Here is a 16,093-nt window from a genome sequence, read left to right as displayed (position 1 = left end):
AATAATGATCGACCTGGATGTCACGCCCATCCCAGCGACGACGATCACCACCTGGGACCACGAGGCCGACGTCGTCATCGCGGGCTACGGAATCGCCGGCGCCGCGGCCGCGGTCGAGGCGGCCCACCATGGCGCCGACGTCCTGGTGCTGGAACGCATGGGCTCCTGGGGTGGGGCGGCCGCGATGGCCGGCGGGTTCATCTACCTCGGCGGCGGCACCGCACTGCAAAAGGCTTGTGGTTTCGACGATTCCGTCGACAACATGGCGGCATTTCTCAATGTCGCGATGGGACCTGGCGCGGACCAGGACCGGATCGCCGACTATTGCGCGGGCAGCGTCGCACACTTCGACTGGCTTGTCGAATGCGGCGTGCCGTTCAAGGCCGAGTTCTTCTCCGAACCCGGCTGGGAGCCCATGGGCGATCAGGGCCTGATGTACAGCGGAGGCGAAAACTCATACCCGTTCAACACAATTGCCGCCCCGGCCCCCCGCGGCCACGTCCCGCAGATGTCGAACAAGAAACAGGGCGAAGCCAGCGCCGGCTACATGCTGATGAAACCCCTCGTCGACACCGCCACGGCGGCGGGCGTGCGGGCGCTCTACGACGTGCGAGTGCAGTGCCTGATCGTCGAATCCGACGGCCGAGTGGCCGGAATCCGAGCGCGCCAGTACGGCAACCACATGACGATCCGGGCGCGCAAAGGAGTGGTGCTCGCCACCGGCAGCTTCGCCTACAACGATGCGATGGTCGCCCAGTACGCGCCGCGGATCGCCGGCCGCCCGGCAGCATCGATCGAGCAGCACGACGGGCAGGCGATCCGGATGGCGCAGGCGCTCGGCGCCGACCTGGCCCACATGGACGCCACCGAGGTCGCCATCTTCATCGACCCCCAACAGCTCGTGCGCGGCATCCTGGTCAATGGCCGCGGTCAGCGCTACGTGCCCGAGGACACTTACCCCGGTCGGGTCGGGCAGCTCACGCTCTACCACCAGGACAACACCGCGTACCTGATCATCGACCACGAGGCCAACGAGGAAGCAATGGCGTCGTGGTCACCGAAGTTCATGCTGCGACAGCCGACCTGGGTGGCCGACACAGTCGCCGAGTTGGAACGTGACATGGGCCTGGCGCCGTGCTCATTGCAGGCGACCGTGGCCGCTTACAACGACGGCGCCGCCCGCGGCGAGGACCCGCTGCTGCACAAGAAGCCGGAGTGGCTGAAGCCGATCAGATCACCGGTTGGCGCAATCGATTTGCGCGAGAGCACCGGCGGCTTCACCTTGGGCGGCCTGCGCACCTCACTGGACGCGGAAGTGCTGCACGTCAACGGTCAGCCGATCCCGGGATTGTTCGCCGCGGGGCGTTCGGCCGCCGGACTGGCCGCGTGGGGTTACGCCAGCGGGATCTCGCTCGGCGACGGCAGCTTCTACGGGCGCCGCGCAGGCCGTTCCGCCGCCAAAGCCTGATCACCCAGCCCCGCAAGCGATCACCCAGCCCCGCGAGCAGACGCAAAGTTGTACAAATCCGCCCTCACGCGTACGAGTTTGCGTCTGCTCGGCCAGGGTTGGTGACAGCCGACCATGCGGTGTGATATTCCTAATAGGAATATACCGGTCAGACATAAACCGTTGGGAGCGCCGATGGCCGCCGAACCCACCACGCCCAGTGCCGTCATCGACCGAATCTCGCTGGTCCTGGACGCGTTCGAAGGCCCGGGACGGCTGACGCTGGCTCAGATCGTGCGGCGCACCGGCCTACCCCGCTCATCAGCGCACCGGATGCTGGAGCGTCTGGTGCAGCTGCGTTGGCTGCGACGCAGCGGCCGCGACTACGAGCTCGGCATGCGTCTGGTCGAACTGGGGTCGCTGGCCGTGCACCAGGACCGGTTGGTGCGGGCGGCCAAGCCGGTGCTCGGTGAACTGCATCGCGCGACCGGTCTGGTCGTCCATCTCGCCGTGCTGGATCGATCCGACGTCGTCTACCTGGACAAGATCGGCGACCGCACGGTCGCCGCCATCCCCACCCGTGTCGGTGGTCGGGCCCCGGCGCAGTGCGCCGCCGTCGGCAAGGCGATGTTGGCCTACCGGGACGATGATGAACCGATTGACTTGTCGACCCGCAGAACCAAGTACTCCATCGCGACCGCGCCCCAGCTGGCCGCCGAACTGACCAAGGTCCGCACCCACGGCTACGCGTTCGACCGCGAGGAATCACTGCTCGGATTCGGTTGTGTTGCAGCGCCGATCGGAGCTCCGGGCGAGGCGGTAGCGGCCGTATCGGTGTGTGGTCCAATGAGCCGGATGATGTTCGATCAGCGACTGGTCGCGCCGGTGCGCATGGCCGCGATGGGTATCTGGCGCAACATGGAAAACGGTGAAGTTGCGCCGACACTGCAGCCGGTCCGGCCCCTGCTTCGATACGCGTGACTCTCGATCCACAGATCGCCGAGTTGATCGACGAACTCGACGGCGGCTTCCCGGCGGTGCACACGATGACCGGCGCACAAGCCAGGGCCGTGATCCGGGACCGGTTCGTACCGCCCGCCGCGCCCGAACCCGTCGGTGAGGTCCGCGACGCGGTGGTCGCCGGTCCCGACGGGGATGTGCCGGTGCGTGTCTACCGGCCCGACGGTGACGACCTGCCGATCCTGGTCTACGCGCACGGCGGCGGCTTCGTGTTCTGCGATCTGGACAGCCACGACGGCCTGTGCCGTAGCCTCGCCAATCATGTGCCCGCCGTGGTTGTTTCGGTGGCGTACCGATTGGCCCCGGAACACCGCTGGCCCGCCGCGGCCGACGACGTCTACGCGGTGGTCCAGGCGGCGGCGGCCGGGACGTTCGGCGGTGACGTCAGCCGCGTCGCCGTCGGCGGTGACAGCGCCGGCGGAAACCTGGCCACCGTGTCGGCCTTGATGGCCCGCGACCGGGGCGGACCGGCGCTGGCGGCACAACTGCTCGTCTATCCGGTGATCGCCGCGGACTTCGAGACCGAGTCCTACCGGCTGTTCGGCAAGGGGTTCTACAACCCGAAGCCGGCCATGCAGTGGTACTGGGACCAGTACGTTCCGTCCGTTGCCGACCGCACCCACCCCTATGCCGCACCGCTGCACGGCGACCTGCGCGGGTTGCCGCCCGCCGTCCTGGTGGTCGCCGGACATGATCCTCTGCGCGACGAGGCACTCGCCTACGCGGCCGCGTTGAAGGACGCCGGGGTACCCCTGACGCTGCTTGAATTCGGCGGCGGTATACATGGCTTCATGAGCATGCCGATGCTTGACATCGCGCAGACCGCGCGACGACGGGCCGGCACTGCGCTCAGCGCGGCTCTGGGGGTTGCTGATGGCTGACGGACAGGTCTTCGTGATCGATCGAGTGGTGACCGCGCCCGGCTGCGCGCGCCGGTTCGTCGACTCCTACCTGGCCGAATACGCGCCCGGCGCGCAGGAGCGCGGCATGACCCTGCGCGACGTGCTGGTGAGCCCGCCGGTCTGGTTCGACGACAACGTCAACACCGTCACGATCACCTGGACGCTGCCCAGCGTGCGGGCGTGGTGGGAGATGACCTGGCAGGGTCGGTCGGACCCGAGCCTGGCGGAATGGTGGTCGCGAATCAGCGACATAGTGGTGGAGCGGACGCGGTCGTTCGCCGCCGACGCCCATGATGTCGACGATCTGTGCGACGTGTAGCGATGTACTGCGTCACCAGGTTGCTTGACGTCAGCGAGTCCGAACGCGACCGGATCCTCGACGAACTGCGCGCCGTCGCTTCCGGCTCGCCCTATTCGATCGTGCAGCCAACGATGCCCGGTTCCCGCAACGGGGGCGACGTCCTGGCCCATCTACGTTTCGCCGCCGAACCCGAATGGCGCGCGCTGGAAGGCGATTTCACCGCAGTTCTCAAAGACGCCGCGGTGACCCGGGTCAACGGTGCCAACTACACGGGCACGCCGGTCCGAACCGACACCACCAGCGGGACGGTGTACCGCACCCTCTTGCTCCGGGTGTCCCCCGACACCGCCGCCGACACCATCGCCCGTTTCGAGGACGAACTGCGGTCGATAGCCCGCTACGTGGACACGATCACCGCTTGGCAATTGAGTCGTGTCGGGCAGTCGGTGGGGACGACGCCGTGGACTCACGTTTTCGAGCAGGGATTCACCGACGTCGACGGTCTGGTGGGTCAGTACCTGATGCATCCGATCCACTGGGCGATGGTGGATCGCTGGTTCGACCCGGAATGTCCCGACGTGATCGTGCGGGGCCGGGTATGCCACAGCTTCTGCGTGCTACCCGACACCGCGATCTGGGATAACTTGCCTCGGATCGATAGGTGAATCTTGTGTCCTCGCAGCCCAGTCAGACCCCAGCGGGCCTGATGTTCGGGTTCGCCGTCTCCGGCGGCGCCAGCGGCGGTAGCACCGACTTGCCGTCGAGCGAATGCACTACCAATCCCTGCGACCACGGGTAGTGCAGGCTGAACGCCACCAACCCGGTGCGTTCGGCGGCGGGCAGATGACACATCGCCAGCACGGTCTCGGCCAGATACTCCACCGGCTCGGTCGGGAAGGAATCCGGAATCAGCTGTGCCGCACCGGGAGTGCGGATCGCACTGGTCGGAGCGACGCAGTTCACGGCAATGTTCGCATCGACAAGTTCGGCCGCCACGCCCTGAGTGAAGCGGTGCAGCGCGGCCTTGCAGGACGCGTAGATGACGTCGCCGGCGACCTTGTTGTAGTCCCGATAGGGCCGCACCGGCGCCACCCCGGTGACCGATCCGATGTTGACGATCCAGCCGGCACCTTGGCTACGCATGACCGGTACCGCGGCCTTGGTCAGGACGAACGGGATACGCAGATAGTGCTCGACGGTCCGGTCGAACGTCTCCAACGACATGTCCTCGACCAGCGAATAGTCCGCGAATCCCGCATTGTTGACCAAAATGTCGATGCGGCCGGCCCGCTGGAGCACCTCGTCGATCAGGCCATCACGCTGCGCCGGATCCTCCAGGTCCGCCGCCAGCCCGATCCCCCGGCCACCCGCGGCCTCGATCAACGCAACCGTCTCCCCTATCGTGCCGGGTAAGGAGGCCGAAACACCCGCCCGCACTGACGACGACGGCTCGAAAGACCGCGCCGTCACCACCACCGTGGCTCCCTCTGCGGCAAGTCGCTGCGCGATCGCCCGACCAATTCCCCGGCTGCTGCCGGTCACCAAAGCCGTTCTGCCGCAGAGCAAGCCCGTCATCGTAGCTCGAAGTGCTCTTCGATGGGCGCCCGATGTTCGTGCCAGAGATCGACCAGCCGGTACGGTGTCGCCACCACGACGCGGCCCGAGCCCGAGCGGTAGTAGGTGTGCGCGTTGGGAGTGTGGCACCACACCGTGTTGGCCATGGCTTGGTCAATGCCGGCCACGTACTCGTCATGGGCCTGGCGGGTGACTTCCATGGTGCTGGCGCCGCGCAGCGCCATCAGTTGCAGACACTCAATGATGTAGTGCGCCATCACTTCCATGGAGAAGTTGGCGCCCGCCCCGTGCCCGGGGCTGTAATTGGGCGCGGAGTTGATGAACAGATTCGGGAATCCCGGAACGGTCCCGCCCCGGTAGGCCGCGGGGCTGTCGCCCCACTCGTCGACCAGTTTGCGACCGTCGCGACCGCGGATGTCGATGGTGGACAGGAAGTCCAGGTGATAGCCGGTGGCGTAGATGATGACGTCGAGGTCAATCTGGCGACCATCCTGCGTGACAATGCCTTTCGGGTTCACCTCGCGCGGCTCGCTGGCCTCCACGTCGACGTGGTCGCGTGTCAGCGCCGCGTAGTAGCCGCCGGGATCCCGGATGATCCGCTTGCCGTAGGGCGCGAAGTCGGGGGTGACCTTCTTCGCCAATTCCGTTCCGGCACCGAATGTTCGATCGATGTAGTCCAGGCACATCTGCAACAACACATCGTTGGCCGGCGAGATCGACAGATGGGTCTCGGCCCATTCCGGGTCCCGCAGGATGACGGGGTAGTTGTTGTCCGCCGTGCCCCAGAACGACTTGACCCGGTTCCACTTCGCGTAGTACGGCAGGTGTCGACCGAGGTAGCGGCGGTATTCGGGAACATCGTCGGTCAGCCGTTTGCGCGGCGCCACCCAATGCGGTTGCCGCTGAAACACTGTCAGGTGTTCGACCTCGTCGACGCAGGCGTCCACGATCTGCACCGCGGTGCAACCGGCGCCGATCACCGCAACCCGGCGACCCGTCAGGTCCAGGGAGGGATCCCACTGTGCGGAGTGGATGCTGTTGCCCGCGAACGTGTCCCGGCCCGGCAAATCCGGCCACCGCGGCCGGTTCAGATATCCGGTGGCGGTAATGACCACTCGCGCATGGCTGATGGAACGGTTGCCGCCGCGGTCCACCGCGTGGATCTGCCACTGCGCGCGGTCATCGTCCCACCACAGCGCCTCGACCTCGGTCCCGAACCGGGTTTGCTCCCGTAGCTTGTACTTGTCGGCAAGGCGGACCAGATACGCCTGATACTCGGCACCCTGCGGGTAGTAGCTGGTCCAGTCGGGATTCACCTCGCGCGACAGCGAGTAGTATGCCGACGGGGTGTCGACGCCGATGCCCGGGTAGGTCGTGGTGAGCCAGGTGCCGCCGACCTCGTCGTTGCGGTCGAACATTTCGTAGGCGACCCCGGCGTCGGCGAGGGCCAATGCGGCGATGATCCCGGCGATCCCCGCCCCGATGATGGCCACCGTCGTCGTCTCGGGAATCGGCACCGACCGGGGCAGCGTCGGCTGGGAGAGCTGGAATCCACCCTGCTCAAGCAGCAACGGCACGAACTCGTCGTCGACCTCGGACCCGAGCGCCAGCGGCAGCAACCGCCGGAACAATTCGGGGTCATCGGCGGGAACCGCATCGGGGGACCGGTCACCCCCCAACGCGCTGACCACGGCGTCGACCAACTCTTCGGCGGTCGACGGATCGGTGACACCGGCGCGTTCCGGCGGGTCGGGGATGTGGGTGATCTTCGGCCCGAAGGTGTCGATGACCGACGGATCACCGGTGAGCTGCGCCAACACGGCGACCAGGACGCCCGGGTCCGCCTGACGCAGGTTCTCCCGCAGTTCGTCGGGATCGAACGTGGCCATGGAATTCAGTATCGGAGCCGTGGGTCGGCCGGGCGACCACCCTTTCCTCTGAGCGGGACACGATGCCTATGTTCGAGTGATGCACGACGTAATCGCCCAGGCGCGCAGTCAGTCGCTCGGCGACATCCCCCGACGCTCGGCGCAGCGGCGGCCGGACAAGACGGCGATCATCGACGGCGACGTCCTCCTGACCTTCGCCGAGTTCGAGCACCTGGTGGACCGGGCCGCGGCAGCGTTGCACGACAAGGGTTTTGCGCCCGGCGACCGGCTCGCGTTGTTGGCGCGCAACTGCTGGCAGTACGCGGTCCTGGCGTTCGCGACGGCACGGGCCGGGGTGATCTTGGTTCCGGTCAACTTCATGCTGACCGCCGAGGAGGTCGGCTTCATCCTCGGGCACAGCAAGGTCAGCGGATTCCTCGTCCAGGACGAGTTCCTGGTCACCGCCCAAGAAGCGATCCGGTCAGCCGGCCAGAAAAGCGCTGTCAGGACGACAGCCACGCTCACCGACGACTTCGCCGACTGGTTGAACACCACAACCATCGCGCCGCACCACCACATCCACGACGACCAGGTCGTGCGGTTGATGTACACCAGCGGCACCGAGTCCCACCCCAAGGCGGTCATGCACAGCAGTCGCAGCCTGATCGGGAATTACGTCAGCACGATCATCGCCGGCGAGAAGTCGGCGGACGACGTCGAGATCCATTCGCTGCCGCTGTATCACTGCGCCCAGTTGGACAACTTCTTGATTCCGGATATCTATCTCGGTGCCACCAGCATCATCCTGCCGCGCCCGGAGCCAGAATCCGTGCTCCGCACCATCGAGCGGTATCAGGTCACCAATTACTTTGCGCCACCGACGGTTTGGATCAGCCTGTTGCGGTCCCCGCTGTTCGACGACGTGGACCTGTCCAGCCTGCGCAAAGGCTATTACGGCGCGTCGGCGATGCCGACCGAGATCCTCGGTGAGATGCGCCAGCGACTGCCGAATCTGAGGTTGTGGAACTTCTACGGCCAGACCGAGATGGCTCCGCTGGCCTCAGCGCTCGGACCAGACGAGCAGGACGCCCACCCCGGTGCCGCCGGGCGGCCGGTGCTCAACGTCGAAACCACGATCCTGGACGATGACGACGCTCCCGTCGCGCCCGGCGTGATCGGGGAGATCGCGCATCGCAGCCCGCACCTGATGCTGGGCTATCTCGACGACGAGGACAAGACCGCCCAGGCGTTCCGAAACGGCTGGTTCCACTCCGGCGACCTCGGCTACTACGACGAGCATGGACTGCTGCACGTCGTGGACCGCAAGAAGGACATGATCAAGACCGGCGGCGAGAACGTGGCCAGCCGGGAGGTCGAGGAGGTGCTGTACCGGCACAGCGGGGTGCAGGAAGTCGCGGTGTTCGGCGTGCCCGACCCGGTCTGGGTGGAAGCGGTGGTGGCCGCGGTGGTGACCCGCGATGGCATCAGCCTCACCGAGGACGACCTCATCGCGCACTGCCGGGAACACCTGGCCGGGTTCAAGACCCCCAAGCAGGTGTTTCTGGTCGAATCCCTGCCCAAGAACCCCAGCGGCAAGCTACTCAAGCGGGAGCTGCGGGAGCGGTTCACCCGCGCGTCGACGGGCCGGTAAAACGGACTCCCTACAGTTGCCAGCATGAGCACCGCTTTGGAAATCACGACCGACGGCCCGATCCGCACCTGGACGATCAACCTGCCGAGCGTGGGAAACGCGATCACCGGCAAGGATGTCATCTCCGCGATCGAGGCGGCCGTCGACAGCGCCAACGCCGACACCGACGTACGAGCGGTGATCCTCACCGGGGAGGGCAAAATCTTCTCGGCCGGCGGCAACGTCAAGGAGATGGCGGACCAAACGGGCATGTTCGGCCTCAGCGCGCTGGACCAGCGACACGCCTACGTCGACGGAGTCCAGCGCATTCCGCGGGCGCTGTCCCGGCTCGAAGTGCCGTTGATCGGCGCCATCAACGGCGCCGCGATAGGCGCGGGTTGCGACCTGGCGCTGATGTGCGACATCCGGATCGCCTCGGAGCGAGCATCTTTCGCGGAGAGCTTCGTGCAGCTGGGCCTGATCCCCGGCGACGGCGGCACCTGGTTTCTGCAGCGCGTGATCGGCTACCAGCGCGCCGCGGAGATGACGTTCACCGGCGATCGCATCGATGCGACGACCGCGCTCGAGTGGGGCCTGGTCACCAGCGTCGTCCCGCACGACGAACTGCTGCCGCGGGCGCGCGAGCTGGCCGAACGGATAGCCAAGAACCCGCCGCACTCGCTGCGGATGGCCAAGCGGCTGCTTCAGGAGTCGCGCACCGGCTCGCTGGAGTCCACGCTGGGTATGGCCGCCGCCATGCAGCCGTTGGCGCACCGCGACCCTGAGCACCTGCAGCGCATCGCCAAGTGGAAGACAAGCTAGTGGCGCTGCCCAGGCTGGTCCCAGCCGCCGGAGTCGAAGACGAACAGATCGCCGACCTGCGCGCCGAGGTCCGCACCTTCATTGCCGAACAGCTCGCCGCGGGGGCGTTCACCCCCACCGTCGACGCCTGGCTGTCCCGTTGGGACGAGGACTTCACCGCAGTACTCGCGGCGCGGGGTTGGCTCGGCATGACCGTGCCGGTCGAGTACGGCGGTCACGGCCGGTCCTTCCTGGAGCGGTTCGTCGTGACCGAGGAACTACTGGCCGCCGGTGCGCCGGTCGCCGCGCATTGGGTCGCCGACCGCCAGATCGTGCCGTCCCTGCTCAAGTACGGCACCGAAACGCAGAAGCGGCGTTTTCTGCCGCGAATCGTGCGCGGTGAGTGCTTCTTCGGCATCGGGATGAGCGAACCGGACTCCGGCTCCGACCTGGCCAGCGTGCGCACCCGGGCCGAGCGCGTCGAGGGCGGCTGGTCGCTGTCGGGCACCAAGGTCTGGACGTCGGGAGCCCACGTCGCGGAGGCGTTCATCGCGCTCGCCCGCACCGCCCCGGTGGATCCGAAAAACCGGCACGCCGGCCTGAGCCAGTTCATCGTGGACCTGCGCAGCCCCGGCATTGAGATTCGCCCGATCATCTCGATGAACGGCGCGCATCATTTCAACGAGGTGATCCTGGACGGCGCGTTCGTGCCCGATGACATGGTGTTCGGTGAGATCGGCGACGGCTGGCGGCAAGTGACGTCCGAGCTGAGTTTCGAGCGCAGTGGGCCGGAACGGTTCCTGTCCACCTTCATGCTGCTGGCGGCCTGCGCGGACCGGATGGCCGCCAACGCCATCCCCCGCAACGCGGAGCTCGGCCGGTTGGTGGCGCGAATCGCCGGCTTGCACCAGATGTCCAACGCCGTCGCCGGCGCGCTGCAGCGCCGGGATCCCGCCGACCTGCCCGCCGCGGTGGTCAAAGTCCTGGGCACCACCACCGAGGGGGACATCGCGGAATTCGCCCACTTGCAGGACTCCCCCGACGCCGTCTTCTCGGAGTTGGTGCGCGCGGCGGTCGACCAGCGGCCGGGCTTCACCCTGCGTGGCGGCACCAACGAGGTGCTGCGCGGTGTGATCGCGCGCGGATTGGGGCTGCGATGAACGTCAGGCCCGCGGTCGACCAGGCCTTGGTCGAGATGATCGACGCCGTGTTCGCCGACTACCGCAACAAACGTCCGGTGGGCGCCCCCGTCGAGCGCGATACGCAACTGTGGCAGCGCCTGGACGACCTCGGCCTGGTGCGATTGACGGGCGCGGAACAGCACGGCGGCAGCGGCGCGGGCTGGCCCGAGGCGGCCGAGCTGCTGGCTGCAGCAGTTCGGCACGGCGTGCGAATTCCCTTGGCCGAGCACGACTTATTGGCGTGCTGGCTGCTGGAGGCCGCCGGGATTCCGGTGGATGACGCCGTCCGGACGGTGTGCATGCTCACCAAGCAGGGACACGCGACCGAAGTGCCTTGGGCGGCAACGGCGGACCGGGTCGTGGTGGTGTGGCGCGCCGATGGCCAGTACCGCGTGGTCGACGTCGCGGCCGGCGAGTTGGCAATCACCCCGGGCACCAACCTGATCGGCGAGCCGCGCGATGAGGTGACCGTCGACCCCGCTTCCTTGCCCGGAACGCCGATCACCTTGGCCTTGGTCACCCAGCTTCGGTTGAAGTCCGGCCTGGTCCGGGCAATCCAGGTGTGCGCCGCGCTCGATCGAATACTGCAGTTGTGCGTCGAGCACGTGACCTCACGCATCCAGTTCGGCCGGCCGTTGGCGAAATTCCAGGCCGTACAGAACCTGGTTTCCGACGTTGCTTGTGAGGCCGCGCTTGCGCGGGCGGCGACCGAAGCCGCGCTCAACGTCGCCGTCGTCAACGGGTGGTCGGCGCCCGAGCTGGATTTCCTTGTGGCCGTGGCCCGTTCGTGTGCCGGTCACGCGGCCACGGTGGTGGTGCGAAACGCGCATCAGGTACATGGGGCGATCGGCACCACCCGGGAGCACCGGTTGCACGAGTACACCCGGGCCGCACTGGCCTGGCGTTCGGAGTTCGGTTCCATGCAGTACTGGGACGACCAGGTCACCGACGCGGCAATGCACGCAAGCGCGGGCGGCCTCTGGGGCTTGATCACCGGGTAACTGTTGTTCCACTCATCGGGCCGTCCGAGTGTCGTCGCGGCCGTGACGGGGTTGACTGCCATGTCATGAGCAACGACACCACGCTGCCGGAACTGCAGGAGTTCATCGCAGGCTTCTGGTACCACTACGACGAAGCGCACTACGACGAGTTGGCCGCGCGGTTTGCCGACGACATCCGGTACGTGAGCAGAAGCGACAGCGGCGCAAGCCCGTTCGAGGAGCTGATGTCGCCGGAGTTGCACGGGCGGGACGCCGTCATGGAGTGGCTCAGGGCTCACCGCGAACAAAGCCCCTACCCGCTGCGTCACCACACCACCAACCTGCACCGCATCGGATCCGACGGCGACGTCACCCGGGCCCGGTTCTACCTGCTGGTCAACCAGGTCGCGAACTACGTGCCGTTCGCGGTGTCCAGCGGCGTCGTGGAAGTGGGTGTGCGCCGCGCCGCCGACGGCCTGGAGTTCACCGAGATGGACGCCGTCCTCGACACCACCAACTCGGTGCTGCTGTCCGAACGGCAGGCCGGCGCTAACGCGGGGACGTGAGCGCGCGTGAGACATTTTCCGGTGGCGTGGCCGTCATCACCGGCGCGGCCGCGGGCATCGGCGCGGGCCTGGCACGCTATGCGCACCGGCTAGGTATGACGGTGGTGCTTGCCGACATCAACGCAGATGCTGTCACGGCTTTGCGTGACGAACTCGGCGACGAACTCGGCAGGGCCGTCGCCGTCGTCTGCGATGTGCGCGACGCCGACGCCGTGCAGGCGCTGGCCGACCAAACCTACCGGGAGGTCGGCCCGGTGCGGTTGCTGGTGAACAACGCGGGCGTCGAACAGTTCGGTTATCTGTGGGACACCCCGCTGGCCAACTGGCAGCGCGTCGTCGACGTCAACATCAGCGGCGTATTCCACGGCATCAGAGCATTTCTGCCGAAGATGATGGCCAGCGAGCACCAGGCGTGGGTGTGGAACCTGTCGTCGGTCGGCGGCGTGGTGGCGATCCCGTTGCAGACGCCCTACATCATGAGCAAGCATGCGGTCCTCGCGCTGACCGAGTGCCTGCGCCTCGACGTGGAAGCCGCCGGGCACGGCCACCACATCCACGTCCAGGCGGTACTGCCGGGCGCGGTGGTATCGAACATTTTCGAATCGGCGGGCGGGGTCGACGCCGTCGGTGACACCGACGCCGCCGAGGCGCAGCGAGCCGCCATGCTCGATATCAAGGCAGCGGCGATGGATCCGCTCGCGGCCGCCGAAACGCTGTTCGAGCAAGCGGCAGAGGGACGCTTCTATCTGGTGACCCAGCCGTCCGTCGTGTCGGCCATGCAGCGACGCGCGGAAACGCTTGCCTCGCAGAGTGCCCCGTCTCTGAAGCGATGACCTACTCCTTGGACCCCTTGGATCCGGACGCCGCCGCGCGGGTCGCGGCGTTCGGTGACGTGCCGCCGATGCGGGTGCGGGGCCTGGCGGCGGTGCGGGCCGCCATCGAAGCCGCTCCCCTGCCCGACGACATGCCGGACATGGCCGCGATCACGGATGCAATGGTCGGTCAACACGTCCCCGTCCGGATCTACCGGCCCACCGAAGCCTCGGGACAACCCGTGTTGGTGTATTTCCACGGCGGCGGATTGGTCATGGGCAGCAACCATTCCTTCGAACCGTTGGCCCGGGTGCTGGCATCGGCCTCGGGCGCCGTCGTCGTCGCCGTCGATTACCGGCTGGCACCGGAGTACCCGCCGCCGGCCCAATTCGACGATGCCTACGCCGCCACCGACTGGGTTTCGTCGCATGCCGAGGAACTCGATGTCGACGCCGGGCGCCTCGTCGTGGTCGGCGACAGTGCGGGCGGTTCGCTGGCGGCGGGGGTGGCACTGGCCGCACGCGATCGGGGCGGCCCGGCAGTCTTCGCGCAGGTGTTGATGTACCCCGGGCTGGATCGCGACATGACCACGCCGTCAATCACTTTGCTCGCCGATGCGCCGATGCTCAGCCGCGACGACATCGAATTTCTGCACGAGTTGGCCGAACTCGGCGAATCGGAGACCGATCCGTACCTCGTTCCCGCCTGCGCGACCGACCTGACCGGACTGCCGCAGGCCATCGTGGTGACGGCGGGTTGCGACCCGATCCGGGATTGGGGCGAGCGGTACGCCGCCCGGCTCTGTGCTGCGGGGGTACAGACCACCCTGACCCGCTATCCGGGGATGTACCACGGATTTCTGATGCGGTCGGAGGCCACGGCACGCGGGCGGCTGGCCGTCGCCGAAATCGGCGGGATACTGCGTGCCAAGTTTGCTCATCCACTTCGCTTCTAGCGTCCCGGTCACTGGACAACTTCTGCCCGCGGTGCGCCGTCGCCGCGCAGAATCACAGGCGATTCGCACTGCGAAAGGAGACGATTGATGCTCACCGACGAGCGGCGGATGGAGCTGTCCGACGTACTGCGGCCGGTCGCGCCGCCCCGCGAGGTCGACAACGTCTACACCGACGATCAGCGTGAGCGGTTGCTCGACGTGGTGCGCACCGAAGGCCCGTGGCGACTGATCATCTCGCAGCACTTCGCGTCGGCGGACGAGCTGATCGCAACCATGAGCGGACTCTTTCCGGAGGGATACACGCCGTCGCTGGACCTGTTCCTCACCCCGACCTTCCGGGGCTACCTGGCCAATTACGGCGCCGTGCTCTACCCGCAACTACACGACTGCTTCTACAACGAGCGGTTCCTGGAGCTGGCCAAGAGCTACTGGGGCGCCGAATACGCCAAGCCGCAACTGATGTTGTTCAACATCAACGGCCCGTGCGCCAATCGCGACCCCGGACATTTGGATTCGCCGAGTTTCCGCGGCGTGCGACACGAGAACGCTCCCACGTGGCTGACCAGCGTGATGGGCAAATCCGGCCTTTTCACCGACTACCTGATCAAGATGGCTCAGGTCATCACCTGGTTCTCACTGGACGGCTCCAGCGGTTTCACCTATTGGCCGGACGGTCCGCTCAAGCCGCCCAAACGGGTGCTGCCGCCGATCTACAACCGCGGCGTGGTGGTGCAGAACGAGATGATGGTGCACCGCGGCGAGGCGAATGGGCCGCTGGAACAACAAATTCCGCCAGGTTTGGCGTTCGATACGGTGTTCGACGGCGACCCCGCCGACCGTGATTACTGGCTGCTCAAGAACGGCGACGAGGTGATCGCCCGCCACCACACCGACGAACTCCGGTTCCTGGTGCACTGGTCGGCCGAGGTGTTCTCCGACTTCGACGAATTGAAGAAGAACATGGAAGGTTCCGACGACCTGACGGTGGAGAAGGCCATCGACATCATGGTCGACGACGCCAACGCCCGAGGCATCAAACTGGACATACCCAGTGAGCCCCTGCATGATCCGGCGTTCATCGGCGCACTCAACGCGGCTTTTGACCTAGGCGGGCCATCCACCTACCCCGAAGAGGCCCCAATCAGCGCCTTCCAGCTGTAACCTTCTCTCGCGAGCAGACGCAAACTTGTACCGCAACAGCAGTTTTCATACAAGTTTGCGTCTGCTCGCGGGGGTTAGCGGAGCGGGGGTTAGCGGAGCGGGGGTTAGCGGAGCACCACCGGACTGGGGGTGCGCGGCTCACCTAGGTGCCGGTGTGACGGCGGGCGGCGACCACCCTCGTCGGTGATGCCGTAACGCTGCGCCAACTCCGCGCCGATCAGCGTCTGCCCGCTCAGCTCAGACAGGCTGGGGTCCCGGTACAGGGCATCGATCAAATGCCCAGTGAACTCCGGGGTTTCGGCGTGCTCGGCAGTCTTGGCCAACGCGTCCTCGTTGCCCGCGAAGGCGGCGCGCAGCCTCTCGGTCAGCAGGATACCCATCCAGATCGACACCGTCGCAACACCCGTGCCGCGGAAGTCGACCGCCATGTCGGCAGCCATCTTGTCGACCCCTGCCTTCTGAGCACCGTAGGCCGGGCCGTGCATGTAACACACCGAACCGGGTGACGAGGTGAAGGCGATCAGGCCGCGACCGCGCTCCACCAACATCGGCGCGGCATGCCAGGACGCCACATACGACGACCGCAACCCGACGTCCAATACTTCGCCCAGCCCAAGCGGCTTCTCCCAGAATGGCTTTGGACTCACCAACTCATCGGAGATGACGGCTGCGTTGTTCACCAGCAGATCCAGGCCGCCTTCGGACCGCACCCGTTCAAAGAACCGGGCGACGGCTTCGTCGTCACCGTGGTCGAGCTGGACCGCGACCCCGCCCGGCGGAGCTTCGGTGATCGTGCGGCCGGTCGCATACACCCGCCAGCCCCGCGCGCTCAGCGCCCGCGCGATACCCCGCCCGGCGCCGCGACTGGCCCCGGTCACCACCGCAACGGACAC

General features: G+C 66.8%; 16 protein-coding genes. 13 read left to right on the top strand and 3 right to left on the bottom strand.

What is annotated here, in order from left to right; genetic code table 11:
• Positions 1 to 4: 4 nt before the first annotated feature.
• The 5 genes from BST27_RS00355 (at position 5) to BST27_RS00335 (ending at position 4,335) form a co-directional block, all read left to right on the top strand.
• The gene (locus BST27_RS00355) at positions 5 to 1,468 is read left to right on the top strand and encodes an FAD-dependent oxidoreductase (protein ID WP_069419227.1); all 1,464 of its coding nucleotides are present in this window, start codon (positions 5 to 7) and stop codon (positions 1,466 to 1,468) included.
• Positions 1,469 to 1,642: 174 nt separating this feature from the next.
• Entirely contained in the window at positions 1,643 to 2,428 is a 786-nt protein-coding gene (locus BST27_RS00350; protein ID WP_069419228.1) for an IclR family transcriptional regulator, read from the top strand.
• A complete protein-coding gene (locus BST27_RS00345; protein ID WP_069419229.1) occupies positions 2,425 to 3,348 on the top strand; it encodes an alpha/beta hydrolase in 924 nt (307 codons plus the stop codon). Before BST27_RS00350 ends, BST27_RS00345 begins: the two co-directional genes overlap by 4 nt.
• A complete protein-coding gene (locus BST27_RS00340) occupies positions 3,341 to 3,688 on the top strand; it encodes a hypothetical protein (RefSeq protein WP_069419230.1) in 348 nt (115 codons plus the stop codon). Before BST27_RS00345 ends, BST27_RS00340 begins: the two co-directional genes overlap by 8 nt.
• A 2-nt stretch (positions 3,689 to 3,690) precedes the next feature.
• The gene (locus tag BST27_RS00335) at positions 3,691 to 4,335 is read left to right on the top strand and encodes a Dabb family protein (RefSeq protein WP_069419231.1); all 645 of its coding nucleotides are present in this window, start codon (positions 3,691 to 3,693) and stop codon (positions 4,333 to 4,335) included.
• A gap of 22 nt (positions 4,336 to 4,357) precedes the next feature.
• On the opposite strand, the gene BST27_RS00330 is transcribed toward BST27_RS00335, so the two are convergent.
• Positions 4,358 to 5,245 (bottom strand): SDR family NAD(P)-dependent oxidoreductase, encoded by an 888-nt coding sequence (locus BST27_RS00330; RefSeq protein ID WP_069419232.1) that lies wholly within the window; start codon positions 5,243 to 5,245, stop codon positions 4,358 to 4,360.
• Entirely contained in the window at positions 5,242 to 7,134 is a 1,893-nt protein-coding gene (locus BST27_RS00325; protein WP_069419233.1) for a flavin-containing monooxygenase, read from the bottom strand. Before BST27_RS00325 ends, BST27_RS00330 begins: the two co-directional genes overlap by 4 nt.
• Before the next feature lie 79 nt (positions 7,135 to 7,213).
• On the opposite strand from BST27_RS00325, the gene BST27_RS00320 reads away from it, so the two are divergent.
• The 8 genes from BST27_RS00320 (at position 7,214) to BST27_RS00285 (ending at position 15,200) form a co-directional block, all read left to right on the top strand.
• A complete protein-coding gene (locus BST27_RS00320; protein ID WP_069419234.1) occupies positions 7,214 to 8,764 on the top strand; it encodes an acyl-CoA synthetase in 1,551 nt (516 codons plus the stop codon).
• Between the two features lie 24 nt (positions 8,765 to 8,788).
• Complete coding sequence (locus tag BST27_RS00315; protein ID WP_069419235.1) at positions 8,789 to 9,565, top strand: crotonase/enoyl-CoA hydratase family protein; 777 nt, start codon at positions 8,789 to 8,791, stop codon at positions 9,563 to 9,565.
• Complete coding sequence (locus BST27_RS00310; RefSeq protein ID WP_069419236.1) at positions 9,565 to 10,704, top strand: acyl-CoA dehydrogenase family protein; 1,140 nt, start codon at positions 9,565 to 9,567, stop codon at positions 10,702 to 10,704. The genes BST27_RS00315 and BST27_RS00310 overlap by 1 nt, the downstream gene beginning before the upstream one ends.
• Positions 10,701 to 11,726 (top strand): acyl-CoA dehydrogenase family protein, encoded by a 1,026-nt coding sequence (locus BST27_RS00305; protein WP_069419237.1) that lies wholly within the window; start codon positions 10,701 to 10,703, stop codon positions 11,724 to 11,726. The genes BST27_RS00310 and BST27_RS00305 overlap by 4 nt, the downstream gene beginning before the upstream one ends.
• A 65-nt stretch (positions 11,727 to 11,791) precedes the next feature.
• Positions 11,792 to 12,271 (top strand): nuclear transport factor 2 family protein, encoded by a 480-nt coding sequence (locus tag BST27_RS00300; protein WP_069419238.1) that lies wholly within the window; start codon positions 11,792 to 11,794, stop codon positions 12,269 to 12,271.
• Positions 12,268 to 13,104 (top strand): SDR family NAD(P)-dependent oxidoreductase, encoded by an 837-nt coding sequence (locus BST27_RS00295; RefSeq protein WP_069419239.1) that lies wholly within the window; start codon positions 12,268 to 12,270, stop codon positions 13,102 to 13,104. Before BST27_RS00300 ends, BST27_RS00295 begins: the two co-directional genes overlap by 4 nt.
• Positions 13,101 to 14,039: an alpha/beta hydrolase gene (locus BST27_RS00290; protein ID WP_069419240.1), complete on the top strand. Its 939-nt coding sequence runs from the start codon at positions 13,101 to 13,103 to the stop codon at positions 14,037 to 14,039. Before BST27_RS00295 ends, BST27_RS00290 begins: the two co-directional genes overlap by 4 nt.
• Positions 14,040 to 14,126: 87 nt before the next feature.
• Positions 14,127 to 15,200 carry a hypothetical protein gene (locus BST27_RS00285; RefSeq protein WP_069419241.1) on the top strand — a complete coding sequence of 358 codons (1,074 nt, stop codon included), beginning with the start codon at positions 14,127 to 14,129 and terminating at the stop codon, positions 15,198 to 15,200.
• A 104-nt stretch (positions 15,201 to 15,304) separates the two neighbouring features.
• Here the strand turns inward: BST27_RS00285 and BST27_RS00280 are convergent, their stop codons facing one another.
• Entirely contained in the window at positions 15,305 to 16,093 is a 789-nt protein-coding gene (locus BST27_RS00280) for an SDR family NAD(P)-dependent oxidoreductase (protein WP_372515536.1), read from the bottom strand.

The sequence above is a fragment of the Mycobacterium intermedium genome (assembly GCF_002086275.1).
GTDB classification, from domain to species: Bacteria; Actinomycetota; Actinomycetes; order Mycobacteriales; family Mycobacteriaceae; genus Mycobacterium; species Mycobacterium intermedium.
Note: the sequence above shows the minus strand (reverse complement) of the source record. Positions and strands in the feature narration are given on the sequence as shown.

Bases quoted from the DNA above. Each gene is read 5' to 3' on its own strand.
- BST27_RS00290 (WP_069419240.1), top strand. From the start codon at position 13,101: ATGACCTACTCCTTGGACCCCTTGGATCCGGACGCCGCCGCGCGGGTC.
- BST27_RS00315 (WP_069419235.1), top strand. From the start codon at position 8,789: ATGAGCACCGCTTTGGAAATCACGACCGACGGCCCGATCCGCACCTGG.
- BST27_RS00355 (WP_069419227.1), top strand. From the start codon at position 5: ATGATCGACCTGGATGTCACGCCCATCCCAGCGACGACGATCACCACC.
- BST27_RS00320 (WP_069419234.1), top strand. From the start codon at position 7,214: ATGCACGACGTAATCGCCCAGGCGCGCAGTCAGTCGCTCGGCGACATC.
- BST27_RS00335 (WP_069419231.1), top strand. From the start codon at position 3,691: ATGTACTGCGTCACCAGGTTGCTTGACGTCAGCGAGTCCGAACGCGAC.
- BST27_RS00330 (WP_069419232.1), bottom strand. From the start codon at position 5,245: ATGACGGGCTTGCTCTGCGGCAGAACGGCTTTGGTGACCGGCAGCAGC.
- BST27_RS00325 (WP_069419233.1), bottom strand. From the start codon at position 7,134: ATGGCCACGTTCGATCCCGACGAACTGCGGGAGAACCTGCGTCAGGCG.
- BST27_RS00305 (WP_069419237.1), top strand. From the start codon at position 10,701: ATGAACGTCAGGCCCGCGGTCGACCAGGCCTTGGTCGAGATGATCGAC.
- BST27_RS00285 (WP_069419241.1), top strand. From the start codon at position 14,127: ATGCTCACCGACGAGCGGCGGATGGAGCTGTCCGACGTACTGCGGCCG.
- BST27_RS00350 (WP_069419228.1), top strand. From the start codon at position 1,643: ATGGCCGCCGAACCCACCACGCCCAGTGCCGTCATCGACCGAATCTCG.
- BST27_RS00340 (WP_069419230.1), top strand. From the start codon at position 3,341: ATGGCTGACGGACAGGTCTTCGTGATCGATCGAGTGGTGACCGCGCCC.
- BST27_RS00300 (WP_069419238.1), top strand. From the start codon at position 11,792: ATGAGCAACGACACCACGCTGCCGGAACTGCAGGAGTTCATCGCAGGC.